Source organism: Endobacterium cereale (assembly GCF_009617585.1).
Classification (GTDB): Bacteria; Pseudomonadota; Alphaproteobacteria; order Rhizobiales; family Rhizobiaceae; genus Neorhizobium; species Neorhizobium cereale.
In genome coordinates this window covers 178,452-197,697 of sequence record NZ_WIXI01000043.1, presented here as the reverse complement: position 1 = coordinate 197,697, position 19,246 = coordinate 178,452, and the positions used below count along the sequence as shown (strand labels likewise).

The following is a 19,246-nucleotide window of genomic DNA, read 5'->3' as shown; positions in this document are numbered from 1 at the left end:
CGTCGTTTCAGTCCGGATTTACACTATCGACGCAACAGGGACTGTGCGACCGAAAAGTCATCATACATCTGATACTTTTTGATATGTTGACATGATCAATTTTGCCTTCTACCAATATGTTTCAACCGTAGGAGGAACGGCTGAAAAATCCACTGCCGATGCGTAACTGCTTTGCGATAGACATGTCGTGATGCCGGATAGGCGTGTGATTTTTTCTGAAGCGCAACAGCGGGCGGCGCCCGCGATCTGGGAGGAGAATATGTTGCATATCACCAAATTGTTGTCCGGCGTTGCGGTGGCTTCGCTGCTGATGCTGGGAACGGCGGCGGCGCAGACTGTGCTGAAATCGTCCGACACACATCCGGACGGTTATCCGACCGTCGAAGGCGTCAAATATTTCGGCGAACTGATCAAGGAACGCACCGCCGGTCGTTATTCCGTCGAGGTTTATCACTCGGCGCAGCTCGGCGAGGAGAAGGATACGATCGAGCAGGTTCGCTCCGGCGTGATCGAACTCAACCGCGTCTCCATGGCGCCGTTCAACGGCACCGTGAAGGAAACCATCGTGCCGGCGCTCCCCTATATCTTCCGCTCGGAAGAACACATGCACACGGTGATGGACGGCCCGATCGGCGACCAGATCAAGGCGGCATTCGAGCCGGCAGGCCTTGTCGCTCTGGCCTTTTATGACGCCGGTTCGCGCTCCTTCTACAATTCGAAAAAGCCGATCAAGACCGTGGCCGACATGAAGGGCTTGAAATTCCGCGTCATCCAGTCCGACATCTTTGTCGACATGACGGCAGCGCTCGGCGCCAACGCCACGCCGATGCCCTACGGCGAGGTCTATTCCTCGGTCGAAACCGGCGTCATCGATGGTGCGGAAAACAATTATCCGAGCTACGACACCGCCAAGCATTTCGAAGTCGCCAAATATTTCTCCGAGGATCAGCATACGATCCTGCCGGAAGTGTTCGTCATGAACAAAGCCGCCTTCGACAAGCTGACACCGGAAGATCAGGCCTTGTTCAAGCAGGCCGCCAAGGACAGCGTCGCCAAGCAGCGTGAGCTCTGGGCCAAGAAAACCGGTGAATCACGTGCCACCGTCGAAAAGGCGGGCGCCCAGATCAACGAGGTCGAAAAGCAGGGCTTTATCGACGCGATGAAGCCGGTCTACGACAAGCACGTCAAGGATGACGTACTGAAGAAGCTCGTCGCCGACGTTCAGGCCACCAAGTAATTTCTGATCCCACCCCGTCCATCAGGACGGGGTGGGATCACCGTTTCCGCAACACCGAATGCCGGACCTTTGTCCAACCCTTCCGTCAGCCGGAAAGGTCAGGAGACGCTTACCTATGTCTGCCCACCTAAGAACTGGCCTGCCCATTCTCACCAAGCTCAATACGCTGGTGCTTTACCTTGCCGGTATCGGTCTCGTCGCCATGACGGCCATCGTCGCCTGGCAGGTTTTCTGCCGCTACGTGCTTAACGATTCCCCCAGCTGGACCGAACCCGGCGCGGTGATCCTGATGAGCTGGTTCATCTTTCTCGGCGCAGCCGTCGGCGTGCGCGAGAACAATCACATGGGTTTCGACGTGCTGCTCTATGTGCTGCCGCCGGCCGGCAAGAAGTGGCTGCGGATGATTTCCGACCTCGTCATCCTGGCCTTCGGCATCGGCATGGTCTGGTATGGCGGCAGTCTCATCAGCCTCACGGCGGCGACCACAATGCCGGCGCTCGGCATATCCGGCGCGTGGGATTACGTGCCCATCGTCGGCGGTGGCGTGCTGATCACCCTGTTTGCGCTGGAACGCGTTGTCGCCCGCGCGCTCGGCGCCCCCATCGATGAGGCCCTGGACGAAATGGCGCCGACCGAAATCGCGGTCGAACTGGAAAATATCGAAGACGTTCGCAAGGACGCGGCCCGGCTGAACCTGCCCGGCTCGGCGAAGGGGGAATGATAGAATGGAACTTTGGATCCTCTTCGGCACATTCACGCTGCTGATGCTGATCGGCACGCCGATCGCGTTTTGCCTCGGCATTTCCAGCCTCGCGACCGTCGTTTATATGGGCCTGCCGCCGCTGGTGGTTTTCCAGCGCATGAATTCCGGCATGAGCGTGTTTTCCATGCTCGCCATTCCTTTCTTCATCTATTCCGGTGACCTGATGGTGCGTGGCGGCATTGCCGGGCGTATCGTCGCCTTCGCGGCCTCGATCGTCGGACATTTGCGCGGCGGACTGGGACAGGTGAACATCCTCACCTCCACCCTGTTCGGCGGCATTTCCGGCTCGGCTGTTGCTGAAGCCGCAGCCGTTGGCGGTCTAATGATCCCGCAAATGAAGGCGCGTGGTTACGGTGCCGACTATGCCGTCAACGTCACCTCGATGGCGGCGCTGATTGCTCTGCTCCTGCCGCCATCGCATAACATGATCATCTACTCGATCTCGGCCGGTGGAAAAATTTCCATCGCCGACCTGTTTACCGCCGGTGTCATTCCCGGCCTGCTGTTTGCCGCCGTGCTGATGGTGACAGCCTATATCGTTGCCAGCAAGCGCGGTTATCCGACCGAACCGTTTCCCGGCCTGATGGTAGCGCTGCATCTTTTTGCGGTCGCGATCCCGGGCCTGCTGCTGATCGCCATCATCTTCGGCGGCGTGCGCTCCGGCATTTTCACCGCCACGGAAAGCTCCTGCATCGCCGTCATCTACGCGCTGCTAGTCACGCTCCTGATCTACCGCCAGCTGAGCTGGAAGGATTTCGTGCATGCCACCATGGGTGCGGTGCGCACCACCGCCATGGTTCTCCTGATCATCGGTTGCGCGGCATCCTTCTCATGGCTGATGGCCTTCCTGCGCGTGCCGGCAACGCTGGTCGCATGGATGCAGACGCTGTCCGACAACCCGATCATGATCCTGCTTCTCCTGAACGTGATCATGCTGGTGCTCGGCACGTTCATGGACATGGGCCCGACGATCATCATCACTACGCCGATCTTCCTGCCGATCGCCGTCGCCTATGGCATCGACCCGGTACATTTCGGTGTGATCATGATCCTCAACTACGGCATCGGCCTCAATACGCCACCGGTGGGAGGGGTGCAATTCGTTGCCTGCGCGGTGGGTAAGATATCCGTGTGGGAGGCCATGCGCTCGATCTGGCCTTTCTATGGTGCTGGCCTCGTGGTGCTGATGCTCGTGACATACATCCCCGCCCTCTCGCTCTGGCTGCCGAGCGTCTTCCGATAGGGAGAGAAACGATGCCTGCAAACACTGCGGATATGCGTGTGGAGCGAAGACCAAAACTCTTCGAAAATGTTGCGCAGCAATTGCGCGCACAAATTCTCGCCGGCGATTATCCCGTCGGCGAGAAACTGCCGACGGAAACCCGCATGACCGAGTTGTTTGGCGTCAGCCGCACGGTTGTGCGCGAGGCCGTGGCGGCGCTTGCAGCCGACAGCATGGTGGAAGTGCGCCACGGCGCAGGCGTTTTCGTCATCGACAACCCGACGCTGAAGATCAGCGCGATCACCGCAGACATGGGAAACCGCATCAGCCGCGCCGTCAATGTTCTGGAAGTGCGCATGGGCATAGAAATCGAGAGCGCCGGTCTTGCCGCCCAGCGCCGCAGTCCCTCGCAGGAAGCCCGCATCCAGGAAGCGTTTTTCGAATTCGAAGCGCTGCTGAAACAGGGCGAACCGACAGGCAAGGCGGATTTTGCCTTTCACCGAGAGATTGCCGCTGCCACCAATAACGAGTTTTACGTCGAAATTCTCGACGCGCTGGGCGACCGGACCATTCCGTGTGACCGCAGTTCTCCCTGGTATTCAGTGGAGGTTCTTTCACCCGATTATCTCGGCGGCCTGCAACGCGAACATCTGCGCATATTGCAGGCGATTTCAGCCGGTGATGCCGATGCCGCGCGCGATGCCATGCGCGCGCACCTGGTCGCTGCAAAAGAAAGGTATCGCCAGCGATTATCGGGGCAGCAGGCGGATTACTCTCAAAACCACATGGAAGCGGCAGCTAAACCCGCGCTTTAAGACACCGTCAGGCGCTCGGTGGGCCGATGAACCGCAATGCGGCCCAAGTGCCCGCTCCAGCAGCAAGGGCAGAAACGAATGTGCCCCAAATCAGGTCAGCGATTGTCAGGGACGTCGACCAGTTCTTCAGCGTGGCCTGATTGGTCAGATCATAGGTCGCATAGGCAATGAAGCCGAGAACCGCGCCGTGGATGACACCCGTCCACACCGATTGCGCCATAAGACCCGGGCGGATGGCCAGAAAGGTCAGGCCGGCGATAAACAGCACATAAAACACGATTGCCGGCGCAAGGCGGAATTTCGGCGCCAGCATGTCGCCCATGACTGGCCGGTACAGGCGGTCCGCCATCGTACTCAACCAGACGGAATCGACGACGAGGAATACGATTGCCGCAACGATATAGGCGGTGGCGTAGGTTTTCATCGTTTTCTCCTCATAATCCGTTTTTTGCTGTATCGGCGATCTTCGTCCAGTCGACGCCTTTGCAAATTAGCCCCGCAACGACGCAGCCTTTTGTGGTCATGCTGTTGCCGTTGACGGTCAAGGTCAGCTTGTAGGTCATGTCGCGTTGCGGATCGAAAGCGCTACCCGAATACACACCATCGGCATCCCGCTTGATCGTCATCACCAGTCTGTCGCCCTTTTTCTCCTTCGGCGTGCCGGGTTTGATCCAGGTATTGGTGGCGCAGATATCCGAACCGCATGGCGCGACCAGAACGCGCGCCTTTCCGTCACCTCTTGCCCATTCGCCATCATAGTCGGCAGCATGAGCCATGCCGGCATAACCGGATGCCAGAAGCACGGAGATCATGATCACAGTTCTCATCTCAGCCTCCTCCCTACACGCTCAGGCGTGTTCGATCGTATAAAGCCCGACATTGATGCTGCCTTCCTCGAAACCGGCCTCGCAGTAGCAGAGGTAATAAAGCCACAAACGGAGAAAGCGCTCGTCAAACCCCTGCGCCGCGATGGCTGGCCAGCCTGCGAGGAAACGAATGCGCCATTCCATCAGCGTGCGAGCATAGGACTTGCCGAAATGCTCGACTTCGCAAAGCTTCAGGCCCGCTGTGTTGACAGCCGCCGCCAAGGCGTCATCCGAGGGAAGAAAACCGCCCGGAAAGACGTATTTCTGAATGAAATCGGCCTTGCCGCGATAAGCCTCATACCGGGCTGGCTCGATCGAGATGATCTGCAATACCGCACGGCCATCGGATTTCATGCAGCGTTTCAACGTGTCGAAATAGCCCGGCCAGTAGGCCTCTCCGACGGCTTCGAACATCTCGATAGAAACAATCCGGTCGAACTGTCCACGAACATCGCGGTAATCCTGCAATCGCAAATCGACCCGTGACGCCATTCCACTGTCGGCAACTGCAGTCCTTGCCCAGTTCAGCTGCGATGGCGAAAGCGTGATACCGGTCACATTCGCTTCGGCACGGGCAGCAAGATCGGTGGCAAGCGCGCCCCAGCCGCAGCCGATTTCCAGCACGCTTTCCCCACCTTCGAGATCAAGCTTTTCGCGGATGCGATCAAGCTTTTTACGCTGCGAGGCTTCAAGCGTCGTCGTGTTCTCATCAAAAATGCCGGAGGAATAAAGCATCGAGGGATCGAGCCATTCCTTGTAGAAATCGTTGCCGAGATCGTAATGCGCCTCGATATTGCGGCGGCTTCCACGCTTGGTGTTGGCATTCAAAAGATGGCTGACGCGATTTGCGAGCCGCATGAACACATGGCCGTCAATGGCCGGCGCCAGCGCCTCGTCATTGCGGGCCGCAAGGCGGATCAGCTCCGTCAAATCCGGCGTCGTCCAGTCACCATCAATGAACCCTTCTGCAAAACCGATATCGCCAGCGGTCACAAGCCGCCTCAGCGCACGCCAGCGGCGCATGACGATAGTGGCGTCGGGACCGGGTTCCGGCCCGGTCTTTTGCACCACGGCGCCGGATGGCAACACCACCTTGAGATGGCCGTGAAGAAGATTGCGGATCAGCTTTTCCGTCACGCGCCCGCCCAGCCCCAGCGGGACCGGCGCATCCTGTGCGGCAAACATCATCTCGGAAAAATCGTCAGACTGGCTCATTCATTTCGACCTTGCTTGGAGATGAATTGCGGTTGGAGGGCGCGCGGAGAACGTAGGACACCGGCACCGCCGGAGGTTTGGGGCGAATACGCAGACCCACACCCTTCAGCCAGATTTTCAGCGCTTCCCAATGAATGCCGCCGACCACACGCAGCGTCAGGAATGGAATTGCGAAAAATGCCTTCAGCAATGCGGCATCGGTCAGCTCCGTCCGTTTGGCCAGATGCCGTGCCGTCAGCACTGGACCGTCGGCATCAAATGTCTCGATACGGATGGAAAGTTTTTCAGTCGGAGGCTGAACCCGAAACGTGTAACGAAGGTCCATGTCCATGAAGGGCGACACGTAAAAAGTCTTGTTGCAATGCTGGACGATTTCGCCACCGTCCCCCTCGACCGGGATCATGTAGCCATGGCGTTCGCCAAACGTGTTGTCGACTTCCCAAAGGATCGCCCGCAGGTTTTCATCGTGACCGTAACAAAAGAACACACTCAGCGGATTGAAGGCCCAGCCCAGTAATCGCGGCATGGTCAGGAGACGGATCGGTCCGCCGTCCGGCTCCACCCCGACAGCGCGCATGGATCGTTCGACCTGAATCTTGAGATCGGAACCCGAGCGGTCGCCACGCTCCTTCCGGCAAAAAGAGAACAGATTAAACCGATCGATCGAAAACAGTTTCAGTTTTCGATCGAGTTCACCAAGTTCGTCGAGATCGAGAAGCAGCGAATAGATACGATAGGCGAGTTTGTGCTCCTTCGGCTTAAGCCGCGCATGCGTGACATGGCCGGGGAAAAGTGCCGATTTCAGCACGGCGCTCATACCGACACCTCGGCCGGCACCTCAGCAAATGGCTGGCGCGAAGGCCTCGTCACGGGTTTGCGAACGATACGGGCGCTTTCCTCCACCACCTGCCAAGGACGCCTGACGCCGCCCAGATCTTCGGCAACCGCCAAACCTGCCTGAATGCCATCCTCATGGAAACCGGATCCGAAATGCGCGCCGCAAAACCAAGTGTTACGTACACCCTGAAGCGTCCAGATGTCCTGCTGCGCCTTGTCCGTTTCGAGGTCGAAGATCGGATGTTCATAAACCTCGCGGCGGATGACGGTGTCCTCGCGCGGCTGCTTTGAAGGGTTGAGCGTGACGAAGGTCGGCGGGGCAGTTCCCAACGGTTGCAATCGGTTCATCCAATAGGTGATCGACGGCTGTTGCCCGTCCTCGCCCGTCGTCCTGCGCGTATCGGCAACGTAGTTCCAGCTTGACCATGCGGCCCGCCGTTTTGGCATCAGGCTGGTATCGCCATGCAGTACCGCTTCGTTGCGGGAATAACGGAAGGCTCCGAGAATGCGTTTTTCACGCTCGCTGGCATCCGACAACAACCGCAGGGCCTGATCCGCATGAGTGGCGATCACCACATCATCGAACTGATGCTGCCTGCCATGGATATCGTGAATGTCGACCTTGCCCTCGCCACGGCGAATGGCCGCGACAGGTGTGGAAAGGAGAATCCGGTCTGCGAATGTCCGGGTCAGCCGCTTCACATATTCCCGGCTTCCGCCGTTGACAGTGCGCCAGACGGGACGATCCCACAGTTCCAAAAGCCCGTGGTTACGGCAAAAGCGAACGAAACTGGCCGCCGGATATTCGCCGACCTTCACCGCAGGCGTCGACCAGATCGCAGCGGCCATCGGATAAAGGTGATCCTCGCGAAAGACACGGCCATAACCGTTGCGGTCGAGATAATCATCCAGCGAAATGCCATTCATCGTTTCGAGATCGCGCGGGGCATTGCGGTAGAAGCGCAAAAGATCGCGCATCATCGACCAAAAACGCGGACTGACGATATTCGAGCGCTGCGCAAAAAGCCCAAGCCCGGTACCACCGGAATATTCGAAATCGCCTTCGTTGAGCGATACGGCAAAGGACATGTTAGAGGCGGCGGTGGGCACCGCCAGCAAGCTGAACATCGCCGTCAGGTTGGGATAGGTAACCTCGTTATAAACGATGAAGCCGGTATCGACCGCGACCGGTCCCGCAGCCGTTTCAAACTCAACCGTATTGCTGTGGCCGCCGATGCGGTCAGCGGCTTCGAAAACGGTGACGTCATGGCGCTGGGAAAGAAGCCAGGCCGCGGAAAGGCCTGAAATGCCGCTGCCGACAACCGCTATGTTCAAGCGGTCCCCACCGCTGCCGGTCTCGTGAAATGTCATAGAACCCTCGCCGATTTCGTCTGTCATTCATCGCCTGCTTTCAATTACTGACGAGCATCGGTCGCAATAAGTTTCATCGGGCCCGGTTTTTGTCGGCTCAGTAGAGATTTTGTGCGCCAACGCGAAACCATTTGGCTCCGTTCCGCGTAGTTGCGGTCATGGGCGAGAAAAATCGCCAGGCATGCGGCCCAAACACATGCGGCCCAAACATAAGGCAGTGAATGGATATGCTTCTTCTTGTCGGCCTTGCGGTTGGATTGTCACTTGCCATGACCGCCGCATGGACCGTTCAGCGCTGGACAGGACGTAGCGGCTGGATCGACACGATCTGGTCTTTTGCCGTCGGGATCGGCGGCATGACCGGCGCCCTGTTGGCGGATGGCGATTTTGGCCGACGCATGGCCGTATTCCTGGTGATTGCCGCATGGTCGCTGAGGCTCGGCAGCCATATCGGCGCACGAACCCGCAGTCACGACGAGGATCCGCGTTACGCGAAGCTTGCCGAGGAATGGGGCGACAGGGCCGCTCTGAGGCTCTTTCTGTTTTTGCAGATCCAGGCACTTGCCGCTTTCATTCTTGTTGTTGCGGTCTATCTGGCCGCAACAAACAATGCCCCCTTCCCCGGTCCGCTCGATTTCGCAGGGCTTGGCATTGCAGCCATCGCTCTTTACGGGGAGACCATATCCGATCGCCAGCTTGCACAATTCCGCAAGACGCCAGAGGCAAAGACCGAGGTTTGCGAGACCGGGCTCTGGCGCTATTCCCGCCACCCCAACTATTTCTTCGAATGGCTGTTCTGGTGCGGCTGGTTGCCGATCGCGGTGACCGGCACGGCTTGGAGCTGGATCGCAGTGCTGGCGCCGATGATGATGTACTGGCTGCTGGTGCATGTCTCCGGCATTCCGCCGTTGGAAGAGCACATGCTGCGCTCCCGTGGCGAAAAATTCCGGGCGCTGCAACATCGCGTCAACGCCTTTTTTCCCGGCCCCCGTAAATCCGACCATCATGACCTTGAGGAGATACGCAATTGAACATGCTGGCCTTTGCCATCAACGCAGCCGAGCGCACGCCGCTTTCCGACAGCATGACGCTAGCGGGCATCGATTTCCTCTGTGGCCGCACGAAACGGCGACTGGCCGCCACACCGGACGACGCCGAAAGGACGTTTGCGGAGACCATGGGCAGTTTCCCCATTGCCACCCACACGGATGAGGCAAATCGCCAGCATTACGAAGTCCCGGCCGAGTTCTTTTCGCTGGTGCTGGGACAACAGCGAAAATACTCGTGCTGCTACTATCCCACGCCCGACACGACACTCGCCGAAGCTGAAAGTCATGCGCTTGCCAAGACCGTTACGCATGCGGCGATTGAGGATGGCATGCGCATTCTGGAACTCGGCTGCGGATGGGGTTCGCTGTCACTTCACATGGCGGAACATTTCCCCAAGGCGAATATCACTTCTGTTTCAAATTCGGCATCACAGCGAGAATTCATTCTGCAGCAGGCGCAGCGGCGCGGGATTGCCAACCTGACGGTCCTCACCATGGACATGAACGACTTTTCAACGACCGAAGGCTACGACCGCGTCATCTCCGTTGAAATGTTCGAGCACATGTCGAACTGGAGAGGCCTGCTTGAACGCGTGCGCGGCTGGCTGAAGCCGGATGGTCGGCTTTTTCTGCACGTCTTCACGCACAAGAACCGCTCCTATCGCTTCAACCACGACGATCCGGCCGACTGGATCGCCCATCATTTCTTTACCGGCGGCATCATGCCCGCGCATGACCTGCCGCACCGCTTCGGCGATCTTTTCAAGGTGGACCAGGAATGGCGCTGGTCTGGTGTGCATTACCGCCGGACAGCGCTCGACTGGCTTGCAAACTTCGACCGCGAAATCGATCATATAAGGCCAATCTTCGAGCAGGTTTACGGCAAGGATGCTTCTCTCTGGATACGTCGTTGGCGGCTGTTCTTCCTGGCAACGGCCGGCCTCTTCGGTCATGACGATGGTGACGTGTGGGGTGTTGGTCACTACCTCATGGCTCCAACCTTTTAGAGCGGAGCCACCGCGGGAGTTTGTCGAGGCAAGAACAGATTAGAACTCTGAAACCTTGCCCCATGACGACTGGGAAAACCGCTCCAGCCGATAGTGCGCAGGATCGACAAAAGTCTGCTGGCCGGTCAGCATCTGAGCGACCAGCAAACCGGCGCCCGGGCCGATGCCAAAACCATGGCCGGAAAAACCGGCTGCAATCATGAAACCCGGAACATGTTCCACCGGTCCGATGACCGGCACGCCATCCGGCGTGCTGTCGATATAACCCGCCCAGGTCGCCTGCACCGGATTGTGGCCAAGACCCGGCAGCAGTTTTCGGGCGCGCGCCAGCGTGTCCTCGGCAATCGCGCGGTTCGGTTTGGGATCGAGAATGCGGGCCTGCTCCATCGGCGTCGGGCGGTCGAGCTTCCAGATGCGGCGGGTTTCGTGACCCCACCCCCAGCCCTGCAGGCTGCCGGCCGACAGATTGCCCCAGCGGCGGGTGAACATCGGCAGGAATGCCTTCGCATAACGAATGTTCTGCGGTGTCGGATCAAGCTGTGCGCGACCGGACACCGCGAGTGTCCAGCCGCCATCGCCACGCGCCGTCACAGAAACCTCCTTGGTATGCAGCGCCGGCGGAATATCGCCCGCATTGCCCGGACCGACGGAGAGGATGGTCGAGCGGGTCGATGCCTGCGGCATGCCGACACCGATCTGATGGCAGAACGACGAGGCCCATGCGCCACCGGCGACGACGACCTGCGAGGTGGCGATCGTGCCCCTCTCCGTCACCACGCCACTGACCCGGCCGGCCGACAACTCGATGCCACGGGCCGCACATTCCTGCAGCACCACACCGCCGAATTTCATGACACCAAGCGCCAGAACCGGGGCGGCGCGCGAAGGGTCGGCAATGCCGTCATCCTGCGAAAAGACGCCGCCTTTCCACGCTTTGGCCGTTGCCCTGCCGCGTTCCGACGCTTCCTGAGGGCTGAGCATGAAAGTGCGCACACCTTGGGTGATGGCGAATTCACGCCACTTTGCCCAGCCTTCAATCTCGCTTTCGCTGTCTGAAAGGTAAGTCAGGCCACAGCGGCGAAAACCGGCATCTTCGCCGATCTCGGCAGCCAGCGCATCCCAGAGTTCAAGGCTCTTGGTCGCCATCGGCAGTTCGCGCGCATCGCGGTTCTGCTGCCGGCACCAACCCCAATTGCGGCTCGATTGCTCGGCGCCAATCCGGCCCTTTTCCAGGAGCACGACGCTGACGCCTGATCGCGCCAGATAATAGGCAATGGACGTGCCGACGATACCGCCTCCGATCACCACCACATCAGCGCGGGCCGGCATATCTGTTCCGGTGGCAATCGTCATCAGTGGCGCGGGCATGAAGCTCTCCGAGGAATACAGGCAGTGTGATTAGGACATGACGGGAACAGGGTCACGGCGGAAAAGGTTTTGAGACGGCAAATGGACTGCCGCATCATTGGCTCGACGGGATCAGCGCAACGCGACGCGGACATCCGGATCTTCGAGCGTCAGATCGAGCACATTGCGCGTACGCTCAATGATGGCGTCAATCTCCGCCTCAGTGCAGCACAAGGGCGGCGCATACCCGATGACGCCCCAGGCGAAGGCACGGATGACGAGGCCGGCATCCCAGGCGCGATCGAAGATGCGCGTCGAAGGCACCGAAGCTGCCGGCAGCGGTGTCTTCTTGGCCTTGTCGGTGGTCAGTTCTATCGCCGCCAGCATGCCACGGCCACGCACGTCGCCGACCAGCGGATGGTCCTTGAGCGAATGCAGGCCCGCCTGCAGGCGTTCGCCCATGCGCCGGCCATTTTCGAGCAGGCCACCTTCGTAGAGATCGAGCACCGCGAGGCCGACAGCGGCGGAAACCGGATGGGCGGAATAGGTATAACCGTGGCCAACGGCCGCCTTACCGGCACCGTCCGCAATCGTCTGATAGACTTTTTCCGACATGAAGACGGCGCCCATCGGCACATAGGCCGACGTCAGACCTTTTGCCGTAGTGATCATGTCCGGCACGATATCGTCTTCGCTGCAGGCAAACAGCGGACCGGTGCGACCGAAGGCGGTGATGACCTCATCAACAACGAACAGGATGTCGAGTTCGGCGCAAAGATCACGCATCGCCTTCATCCAGCCTTTTGGCGGCACGATGACGCCACCCGAGCCCTGGATAGGTTCGGCATAAAATGCGGCGACCCGCTCAGGTCCACCCAATTCCTCGACCTTGGCCAGCAGTTGCGCTTTCGACTGCGCGATTATGTCGGCCGGGTTTTCACCCACCGGATTGCGATAGGGATAAGGCGATGGGATCTTGTGCTGCCAGTCATAAGGCACGCCGAAACCGGCATGGAAGGCGGGGATGGCGGTGAGGCCGGCACCGGCTGTCGATGATCCGTGATAACCGTATTCTAGCGTCACGAACTGATCCTTTTGCGGCAGGCCGCGCGCGTGCCAGAAATAACGAACAAAGCGCACGGTGCTATCGACGGCATCCGAACCGCCGAGCGTGAAATAGATATGGTTCAGGTCACCCGGCGCATGGTCGGCCAGACGCGCGGCCAACCGGATGGCTGGCTCCGAACCGAGGCCGAAATAGCCGGTGGCATAAGGTAGCTCACGCATCTGCTTCATTGCCGCCTCAACGACGCTTTCCTGCCCGTAACCGGCGTTGACGCACCAAAGCCCGGCAAATCCGTCGATCAGTTCCTTGCCAGACGCATCGCGCACCGTGGCGCCCTGCCCCGAGGTCAGCACGCGTACGCCGGCTGCTTCATGACCGCGCCAGCTGGCGACCGGATGAATAAGGTGACGGCGATCGAGTTCGACGAGGGAATTGGACAGCATGATCATTTCCGGTTGTTGGGCGCTGCCTGCTTTGTTCAGGAACGCACTGAGGACCTTTGATTTGCCCCGATTATCCGGCCCGGATCGCGCACTGTTCGGTTGATTGACCGGCCGCGACGAAAGATTGCGCTGTTCGTCGTCAACCGCGCCGAAGGATATGCCGCCGCGGCGGCGGCAAGGCTTTCGGCACCCGCGGCGAGCGCATCACCTTCCCGCAAGATCGTGTCGCCGCGACCACGACATACGGTGTTTTGTGCTTCGGCCGCCCCTCAATGCGGCGGGTCCATCTTCGAGACGCCCCATAGGATTTGGTGCAGGAGCCGACAAGGCTCGCCAATGTTCGCAACACAGGAATTCCCGCCATGACTTTTCGGCCGAAGTTCGTCACTTTCGATTGTTACGGCACGCTCACCAATTTCGACATGGCCGGCGCCGCGCGACGCATCTACGGCGATGACCTGTCCGAGCCGGACATGCTCGTTTTCATTAAGAGCTTTTCCGCCTACCGCCTCGACGAGGTTCTTGGCGCATGGAAGCCATATGCCGAGGTGGTGCACAATGCCGTCGAACGCACCTGCAAAAAGCACGGCGTGACCTTCAAGCCGGAAGACGCAATCCGAATCTACGAGGAGGTACCGACCTGGGGCCCGCATGCGGATGTTCCGGCAGGTCTTGCAGCCGTTGCCAAGGAAATCCCGCTCGTCATCCTCTCCAACGCGATGAAGAGCCAGATCATGTCCAATGTCGAAAAGCTCGGCGCGCCTTTCTTCAAGGTGATCACCGCTGAAGAGACCGGCAGCTACAAGCCGCAGATGAACGGTTTTGAGTACATGTTCGACGTTCTCGGTTGCGGCCCGGAAGACATCACCCATGTCTCCTCGTCCTTCCGCTACGACCTGATGACCGCGCATGACCTCGGCATCAAGTCAAAGGTCTGGGTCAACCGCAAACACGAGCCGGCCAATCCATTCTACGAATATACCGAGATCAAGGACATCGGCGGTCTGCCCGGCGTCTTCGGCCTTTGAGGATGTGAGATGAAATACCTCTCCTACTGGCACGATACGGCTCCCGCTTTCGCCGCGGCATCGAAAGATGCCGTCGGCGGCTGTTTCGATTACGCCGTCATCGGCGCAGGTTTTACCGGGCTGGGTGCTGCACGCAAACTGGCCATGGAGGGGCATTCCGTCGTCGTGCTCGAAGCTGAGACCGTAGGCTTCGGCGCATCCGGCCGCAATGGCGGACATCTCAACAACGGCATCGCCCACAGCTATGGCCATGCCCGTGAAACGTTCGGCCCGGACAAGGCGCGCGCAATCTACAAAGCCTTCGACGATGGTATCGCCACGATCGAGCGGATCATTGCGGACGAAAATATCGACTGCAGTTTCCGCCACTCCGGCAAGCTGAAGCTCGCGTCCAAACCAGCGCATTATGAAGGCCTTGCCCGCAATTTCGAAGCGCTGAACAAGGATGCCGATCCCGAAACGGCAATGCTCAGCCGCGCCGATCTCGTCAACGAGGTCCGCTCGGACGCGTTTCACGGCGGCATGCTGCAGACCAAAAGCGCGATGATGCATATGGGGCGGTTCGTCAGCGGGCTTGGCACCGCCGCCGCCCGCCATGGCGCCGTCATTCACGAAAAGACACCGGTGACGGCGCGCGAGCGCGAAGGCAATGCCTGGCGACTAAAGACACCACGCGGCGATATTCTTGCGGGCAAGGTGCTGCTGGCAACCGGTGCCTATACGACCGCAGCCTTCCCATTCTTCCGCCGCCGCATCATCCCGGTCGGCAGTTTTCTCATTGCCACAAGGCCGCTGACGGATGCGGAAGTCGCTGCCACCGTTCCGGGCCAGCGCACCTACGTCAACACTATGAATGTCGGCAACTATTTCCGGCTGGCGCCGGACAACCGGCTGATCTGGGGCGGGCGGGCGCGATTTTCCGCGACCTCCGATCAACGCTCCGATGCCAAGGCTGGCGCTATCCTGCGCGACAGCATGGCAAAAATCTTTCCGCATCTGGCCGATATCGACATCGATTATTGCTGGGGCGGCATGGTCGACATGACAAAGGACCGTTATCCGCGCGCCGGCGAGGCCGAGGGCCTTTACTACGCCATGGGTTATTCCGGCCACGGCGCACAGCTTGCTACCCATATGGGCGAGATCATGGCCGATCTGATGACCGGCCGCATCAACCGCAATCCCTGGGATGGCCTCGCCTGGAACGCAGTTCCCGGCCATTTCGGCAAGCCCTGGTTTCTTCCTCTGGTCGGCGCCTATTACAAGGCGCTCGACCGCTTCCAGTAATTTATCTCAGGAGCGATACATGAGCCTTCTCATCAAATTCGACCAGTCCAAGCTCGGAACCCCGGTCACACGCAAATGCGACCCGGAAAAGCTGGTTGAGGGCGACCCGACCTACAGCACCTGGGCCTTCGACGATGCCCGTAACGGCGAAGTCATCACTGGTATCTGGGAAGCCACACCCGGCTCCAACCATTCCATCAAGGGCGAAAAATTCGAGTTCTGCCACCTGCTGGAAGGGGTCGTCGAGCTGACCGAACAGGGCCAGGAGCCGCGCATTTTCCGCAAGGGTGACAGCTTCATGATGAAGCCGGGTTATGTCGGCATCTGGAAGACCATCGAGACCGTCCGAAAAATCTACGTCATCGTCGGCTGAAGTCGGCGCATAGCCCAAGCTCCCCAACGACTTGACCCGGAAACACCGATGTTTCCGGGTCTTTTTTTGCTTTCAAATCAGGAAGAAATCAGCACAGGGCCTGCGCCGCCAGCGCATAGACGCGTGCATCACCGACAGGCTCTGCGCTTCGAATGCCCGGTCGCGTCATGGCGACACCGCCGCCGACTTTTGCAAGGCCAGCTGCTTCGACCACAGCAACCTCAGCGGCCGCGGCATCGGTCAGATCGACGCGCAGGAATTTTCCGTGATGTCGCGCGATTGAGGCGGTGAGGAGAATTTTGAAGGCTTCATCATCACGCGCCACCAGAGGCCCGAGAATATGACCGCGCCCGAACGGACGGCAGGAGGCAAAACCGCGCAGACCGTTTTTATCGCGCAACAGCAGAAACGGTTGTTTGTCGATCAACTTTGCCACCAGCGCGCTGCGGTCCAGACCGAGCGCTACCCTGTCGAGCGCGACCAGATCATCCAGATCGCCCGGTGTTGCATCGATGACGCCGACGAAGGAGAGTTTGGCCGTCACCACGCCCTGGTGCTGGCGGATTTTGCCTGTCGCGACGAAACCGAGCTTTTCATAAAGCGGCAGGCCCGCTTCCGTGGCGATCAGCCGGCATTCGAGATCACCGGCTTTTTCCAACAGCCTCTCGACCAGCTTCCTCCCCAATCCGAGGCCACGCATGGCCGGATCGACGATGATCATGTTGCAGGTGGCTCCGGTTTCGCCATAGGGCGTCAAAAGTGCCGTGCCGACCAGCTTGCCGTTGCAGATAGCGCCGACACCCTTGCTGATGTCCAGCAGAAACTGCCAGTCCTCCAGACGATGCGGCCAGGCTTCCTGCAGCGACAGGCGCTGTGCCTCGGCGGCGTCAGCCGGGCCGAGATCGACGATGGTGATATCGGAAGGGTTGAGGGTCTTCATGATGCCTCCGCTGCGAGAAGCCCGAATGTCACATGGCTTGACCAGTGAAGGTCACTGGGGATGGCGGCTACAGCCGCATATTCTGCCAAGATTGGCGAATGCGGCGGGCTTTGCTGCCAGAAAAGCAGTCACGCCCGCCGCCCGCCGCCCGCGAAATCAATAACCGTGCCGGATATCCACCACGCCCTTCGGCAGTTCTCCGGCAAGGTGCCGACGAATGTTGGCGATGGTTGCTTCGGCTGCACTTTCCGGTCGGCTGTGGCCGGCGATATGCGGCGTCAGCACCACATGCGGATGCGACCAGAGACGATGACCTGTCGGCAAGGGTTCGGGATCGGTCACATCCACGAAGGCGCCGGAAAGGTGACCGCTGTCGAGCGAATCGAGAAGCGCATCCTGATCGAGATGGCCGCCACGCCCGGCGTGTACGAGACCGGCCCCCTTGGGCAGTTGCGCAAACAGTTCGGCATTGAGGATATGCCGCGTTTCCGCCGTCAGCGGCAGCAGGCAGACGAGAATATCGGTCTTTGCCAGCATGGCCGCCAAGCCATCGGCACCATGATAACAATCGACACCTTCGATGGTCTTTTGCGTGCGGCTCCAGCCCGCCAGATTGAAACCGAAGGGGCGCAGCGCATGGACCGTCGCCATGCCGAGTTCACCAAGGCCCAGAATGCCGACCTGCCGCTGGTCGGGCCAGACGAAATCGCGCGTCTTCCAGACTTCCTGCCGCTGCTGCGCCAGAAAGGCCGGCAGATCGCGATGCAGGCCGAGCACACCCATGACCACATAATCACGCACCAGCGTGGTGACACCTTCCTCGATCATCCGCACCAATTTTGCACCCGGCGGGATGTCCACGCCGGTTATCTGGTCGATGCCGGCACCGGTCGAAAAGATCAGTTCCAGATTGGGGTAGCGCGTGGCGAGATTATCCGGAAAGGTCCAGGCCATCAGGTAACGGACATCCGCCGGATCGGCCTCTTCCACCGAACCGGCAAAACCGACCTCCGGCATGTCGCGGCCAAAAATCCTGCGAAAGGTTTCGACACGGCCCGGATAGGACAGGATCTGGAAGGTCATGGCTTCTCCATTGCAAAATAAGGCCCGCCCCGAACAGGCGGACGGAGCGAAAATATCGGTCAGTCTTCCAGATCGGTGATGCTGAGAACGACGGCCAGAAGCGCATGCAGTGACTTCAGCTGGCCTTCGCGTTCCACATCGATCCATTCTTCCACCGAATGGACACGGCCACCGGTATGCGGTCCGGCACCCGAGCCGATGCAGACGGCCGGGACGCCGAGGCTGATTGGAATGTTCGCGTCGGTCGACGATGCCATCAGGCGTGGTTCGAAGCCGAAAGCCTTTACCGCATCGATGCTGGAGGTGATGATCGGCGCATTGGCGGCAACAGCGCCTGCCGGGCGATGGCCGATGCGCTTGGCCTCCACCGTGACCTCGCCGGCCGTGGTATCCGCGCGGGCGTTTTCGGCCTCCACCGCCTTTCCCAGCATGGCATGGAATTCACCGTCTATCCGGTCCAGTTCGGTTTGGGAAACGGAACGCAGATCCAGCTCGAACCACACGTTTTCCGGTGTTGCATTGATCGAGGTGCCACCACCGAACACGGACGGCGTTGCCGTGGTTTTCGGCTCCTTCGGCAGATGCAGTTTCGAAAGACCGGTCAGCACTTCCGCCATCGCATAAGCCGGGTTGACCGTGCCGAAGGCGCCGTAGCTGTGGCCGCCCGGACCATCGAAAGTGACGCGGTAGCGATACGAGCCGACCGCCTGGTTGACGATACGCGCCGTCTCAGGCCCATCCACGGAAACGAAGGCATCGATACGGTCGCGATATTTTCCTTCTGCGAACAGATGGCGGATGCCGCGCAGGTCGCCCTTGCCTTCTTCGCCGACATCACCGACGAAGAGGATGGTCTTTTTCGGACGGATGCCCGACTGCTTGATCGCCCGCATCAGGGTGAGATTGGCGGATAGGCCGCGCGTATCGTCGCCGATGCCGGGCGCAAAAAGCTTCGTGCCTTCGCGGCGAACGGTGACATCGGTGCCTTCGGGGAAGACCGTGTCGAGATGAGCAGCGACGACAAGATAACCGTCATTGCCGGTGCCACGGATGAGACCACAAACATTGCCGATTTCGTCGCTCGCGACGTCCTCCAGCCCGGCTTGCCGCATCATTTCCAGATAGGTCGCCGCTTTGCGCTCTTCCTTGAAAGGCGGTGCGGGGATTTCGGTGAGCGTGATCAGCTCTTCGACAAAACGGTCATAGCCGGCGTCGATATGGTCGAGCGCCTGCCGGAAACCGGCATGGTCGAGGACTCGTTGGGTAACATCATTGGTCATGAAAACGGCTTCCTTTG

The 19,246-nt window shown here is 59.6% G+C and carries 19 protein-coding genes; 9 read left to right on the top strand and 10 right to left on the bottom strand.

What is annotated here, in order from left to right; genetic code table 11:
* Nucleotides 1-259 precede the first annotated feature (259 nt).
* The 4 genes from GAO09_RS13495 (at nt 260) to GAO09_RS13480 (ending at nt 4,037) form a co-directional block, all read left to right on the top strand.
* The gene (locus GAO09_RS13495) at nt 260-1,237 is read left to right on the top strand and encodes a TRAP transporter substrate-binding protein (protein WP_153354519.1); all 978 of its coding nucleotides are present in this window, start codon (nt 260-262) and stop codon (nt 1,235-1,237) included.
* A 115-nt stretch (nt 1,238-1,352) separates the two neighbouring features.
* Nucleotides 1,353-1,958: a TRAP transporter small permease gene (locus GAO09_RS13490; RefSeq protein WP_153354518.1), complete on the top strand. Its 606-nt coding sequence runs from the start codon at nt 1,353-1,355 to the stop codon at nt 1,956-1,958.
* A gap of 4 nt (nt 1,959-1,962) precedes the next feature.
* Nucleotides 1,963-3,243 (top strand): TRAP transporter large permease, encoded by a 1,281-nt coding sequence (locus GAO09_RS13485; RefSeq protein ID WP_153354517.1) that lies wholly within the window; start codon nt 1,963-1,965, stop codon nt 3,241-3,243.
* Between the two features lie 11 nt (nt 3,244-3,254).
* Nucleotides 3,255-4,037: a FadR/GntR family transcriptional regulator gene (locus GAO09_RS13480; RefSeq protein ID WP_209018709.1), complete on the top strand. Its 783-nt coding sequence runs from the start codon at nt 3,255-3,257 to the stop codon at nt 4,035-4,037.
* Nucleotides 4,038-4,044: 7 nt separating this feature from the next.
* On the opposite strand, the gene GAO09_RS13475 is transcribed toward GAO09_RS13480, so the two are convergent.
* Genes GAO09_RS13475 through GAO09_RS13455 form a run of 5 tightly spaced genes read right to left on the bottom strand, consistent with a single transcriptional unit; the run spans nt 4,045 to nt 8,326 of the window.
* The gene (locus GAO09_RS13475; RefSeq protein ID WP_153354516.1) at nt 4,045-4,461 is read right to left on the bottom strand and encodes a DUF2177 family protein; all 417 of its coding nucleotides are present in this window, start codon (nt 4,459-4,461) and stop codon (nt 4,045-4,047) included.
* A gap of 10 nt (nt 4,462-4,471) precedes the next feature.
* Nucleotides 4,472-4,864, bottom strand: coding sequence for a DUF2147 domain-containing protein (locus tag GAO09_RS13470; protein WP_235938113.1), 393 nt, complete (start codon nt 4,862-4,864; stop codon nt 4,472-4,474).
* A gap of 21 nt (nt 4,865-4,885) precedes the next feature.
* The gene (locus GAO09_RS13465; RefSeq protein WP_410767906.1) at nt 4,886-6,088 is read right to left on the bottom strand and encodes a class I SAM-dependent methyltransferase; all 1,203 of its coding nucleotides are present in this window, start codon (nt 6,086-6,088) and stop codon (nt 4,886-4,888) included.
* 16 nt (nt 6,089-6,104) lie between these two features.
* Entirely contained in the window at nt 6,105-6,935 is an 831-nt protein-coding gene (locus GAO09_RS13460; protein WP_153354514.1) for a DUF1365 domain-containing protein, read from the bottom strand.
* Entirely contained in the window at nt 6,932-8,326 is a 1,395-nt protein-coding gene (locus GAO09_RS13455; protein ID WP_153354588.1) for an NAD(P)/FAD-dependent oxidoreductase, read from the bottom strand. Before GAO09_RS13455 ends, GAO09_RS13460 begins: the two co-directional genes overlap by 4 nt.
* Before the next feature lie 221 nt (nt 8,327-8,547).
* Here GAO09_RS13455 and GAO09_RS13450 point away from each other — a divergent pair, with 221 nt between their 5' ends.
* Together GAO09_RS13450 and GAO09_RS13445 are read left to right on the top strand one after the other, a co-directional pair.
* On the top strand, nt 8,548-9,357 hold the full coding sequence (locus tag GAO09_RS13450; protein ID WP_153354513.1) for a DUF1295 domain-containing protein: 810 nt from the start codon (nt 8,548-8,550) through the stop codon (nt 9,355-9,357).
* The gene (locus GAO09_RS13445) at nt 9,354-10,382 is read left to right on the top strand and encodes an SAM-dependent methyltransferase (RefSeq protein ID WP_153354512.1); all 1,029 of its coding nucleotides are present in this window, start codon (nt 9,354-9,356) and stop codon (nt 10,380-10,382) included. Before GAO09_RS13450 ends, GAO09_RS13445 begins: the two co-directional genes overlap by 4 nt.
* Nucleotides 10,383-10,421: 39 nt before the next feature.
* Here the strand turns inward: GAO09_RS13445 and GAO09_RS13440 are convergent, their stop codons facing one another.
* Complete coding sequence (locus tag GAO09_RS13440; RefSeq protein ID WP_153354511.1) at nt 10,422-11,750, bottom strand: NAD(P)/FAD-dependent oxidoreductase; 1,329 nt, start codon at nt 11,748-11,750, stop codon at nt 10,422-10,424.
* Nucleotides 11,751-11,861: 111 nt separating this feature from the next.
* Nucleotides 11,862-13,238 (bottom strand): aspartate aminotransferase family protein, encoded by a 1,377-nt coding sequence (locus tag GAO09_RS13435; RefSeq protein ID WP_153354510.1) that lies wholly within the window; start codon nt 13,236-13,238, stop codon nt 11,862-11,864.
* Between the two features lie 362 nt (nt 13,239-13,600).
* Between GAO09_RS13435 and GAO09_RS13430 the strand changes: the two genes are divergently transcribed.
* Genes GAO09_RS13430 through GAO09_RS13420 form a run of 3 tightly spaced genes read left to right on the top strand, consistent with a single transcriptional unit; the run spans nt 13,601 to nt 15,926 of the window.
* A complete protein-coding gene (locus GAO09_RS13430) occupies nt 13,601-14,266 on the top strand; it encodes a haloacid dehalogenase type II (RefSeq protein WP_153354509.1) in 666 nt (221 codons plus the stop codon).
* A gap of 9 nt (nt 14,267-14,275) precedes the next feature.
* Nucleotides 14,276-15,553, top strand: a complete 1,278-nt coding sequence (locus GAO09_RS13425) for an NAD(P)/FAD-dependent oxidoreductase (protein WP_153354508.1) — start codon at nt 14,276-14,278, stop codon at nt 15,551-15,553.
* Between the two features lie 19 nt (nt 15,554-15,572).
* Nucleotides 15,573-15,926: a cupin domain-containing protein gene (locus GAO09_RS13420; RefSeq protein ID WP_153354507.1), complete on the top strand. Its 354-nt coding sequence runs from the start codon at nt 15,573-15,575 to the stop codon at nt 15,924-15,926.
* A gap of 88 nt (nt 15,927-16,014) precedes the next feature.
* Here GAO09_RS13420 and GAO09_RS13415 read toward each other — a convergent pair whose 3' ends face one another.
* The 3 genes from GAO09_RS13415 to GAO09_RS13405 all read right to left on the bottom strand — a co-directional run bounded on the left by GAO09_RS13415 (nt 16,015) and on the right by GAO09_RS13405 (nt 19,229).
* Complete coding sequence (locus GAO09_RS13415) at nt 16,015-16,866, bottom strand: GNAT family N-acetyltransferase (RefSeq protein ID WP_153354506.1); 852 nt, start codon at nt 16,864-16,866, stop codon at nt 16,015-16,017.
* Between the two features lie 156 nt (nt 16,867-17,022).
* Nucleotides 17,023-17,949: a 2-hydroxyacid dehydrogenase gene (locus GAO09_RS13410; RefSeq protein ID WP_153354505.1), complete on the bottom strand. Its 927-nt coding sequence runs from the start codon at nt 17,947-17,949 to the stop codon at nt 17,023-17,025.
* 59 nt (nt 17,950-18,008) lie between these two features.
* Nucleotides 18,009-19,229 carry a M20/M25/M40 family metallo-hydrolase gene (locus GAO09_RS13405; protein ID WP_153354504.1) on the bottom strand — a complete coding sequence of 407 codons (1,221 nt, stop codon included), beginning with the start codon at nt 19,227-19,229 and terminating at the stop codon, nt 18,009-18,011.
* Nucleotides 19,230-19,246 lie beyond the last annotated feature (17 nt).

Bases quoted from the DNA above. Each gene is read 5' to 3' on its own strand.
- GAO09_RS13495 (WP_153354519.1), top strand. From the start codon at position 260: ATGTTGCATATCACCAAATTGTTGTCCGGCGTTGCGGTGGCTTCGCTG.
- GAO09_RS13490 (WP_153354518.1), top strand. From the start codon at position 1,353: ATGTCTGCCCACCTAAGAACTGGCCTGCCCATTCTCACCAAGCTCAAT.
- GAO09_RS13485 (WP_153354517.1), top strand. From the start codon at position 1,963: ATGGAACTTTGGATCCTCTTCGGCACATTCACGCTGCTGATGCTGATC.
- GAO09_RS13480 (WP_209018709.1), top strand. From the start codon at position 3,255: ATGCCTGCAAACACTGCGGATATGCGTGTGGAGCGAAGACCAAAACTC.
- GAO09_RS13475 (WP_153354516.1), bottom strand. From the start codon at position 4,461: ATGAAAACCTACGCCACCGCCTATATCGTTGCGGCAATCGTATTCCTC.
- GAO09_RS13470 (WP_235938113.1), bottom strand. From the start codon at position 4,864: ATGAGAACTGTGATCATGATCTCCGTGCTTCTGGCATCCGGTTATGCC.
- GAO09_RS13465 (WP_410767906.1), bottom strand. From the start codon at position 6,088: ATGTTTGCCGCACAGGATGCGCCGGTCCCGCTGGGGCTGGGCGGGCGC.
- GAO09_RS13460 (WP_153354514.1), bottom strand. From the start codon at position 6,935: ATGAGCGCCGTGCTGAAATCGGCACTTTTCCCCGGCCATGTCACGCAT.
- GAO09_RS13455 (WP_153354588.1), bottom strand. From the start codon at position 8,326: ATGACATTTCACGAGACCGGCAGCGGTGGGGACCGCTTGAACATAGCG.
- GAO09_RS13450 (WP_153354513.1), top strand. From the start codon at position 8,548: ATGGATATGCTTCTTCTTGTCGGCCTTGCGGTTGGATTGTCACTTGCC.
- GAO09_RS13440 (WP_153354511.1), bottom strand. From the start codon at position 11,750: ATGCCCGCGCCACTGATGACGATTGCCACCGGAACAGATATGCCGGCC.
- GAO09_RS13435 (WP_153354510.1), bottom strand. From the start codon at position 13,238: ATGCTGTCCAATTCCCTCGTCGAACTCGATCGCCGTCACCTTATTCAT.
- GAO09_RS13430 (WP_153354509.1), top strand. From the start codon at position 13,601: ATGACTTTTCGGCCGAAGTTCGTCACTTTCGATTGTTACGGCACGCTC.
- GAO09_RS13425 (WP_153354508.1), top strand. From the start codon at position 14,276: ATGAAATACCTCTCCTACTGGCACGATACGGCTCCCGCTTTCGCCGCG.
- GAO09_RS13420 (WP_153354507.1), top strand. From the start codon at position 15,573: ATGAGCCTTCTCATCAAATTCGACCAGTCCAAGCTCGGAACCCCGGTC.
- GAO09_RS13415 (WP_153354506.1), bottom strand. From the start codon at position 16,866: ATGAAGACCCTCAACCCTTCCGATATCACCATCGTCGATCTCGGCCCG.
- GAO09_RS13410 (WP_153354505.1), bottom strand. From the start codon at position 17,949: ATGACCTTCCAGATCCTGTCCTATCCGGGCCGTGTCGAAACCTTTCGC.
- GAO09_RS13405 (WP_153354504.1), bottom strand. From the start codon at position 19,229: ATGACCAATGATGTTACCCAACGAGTCCTCGACCATGCCGGTTTCCGG.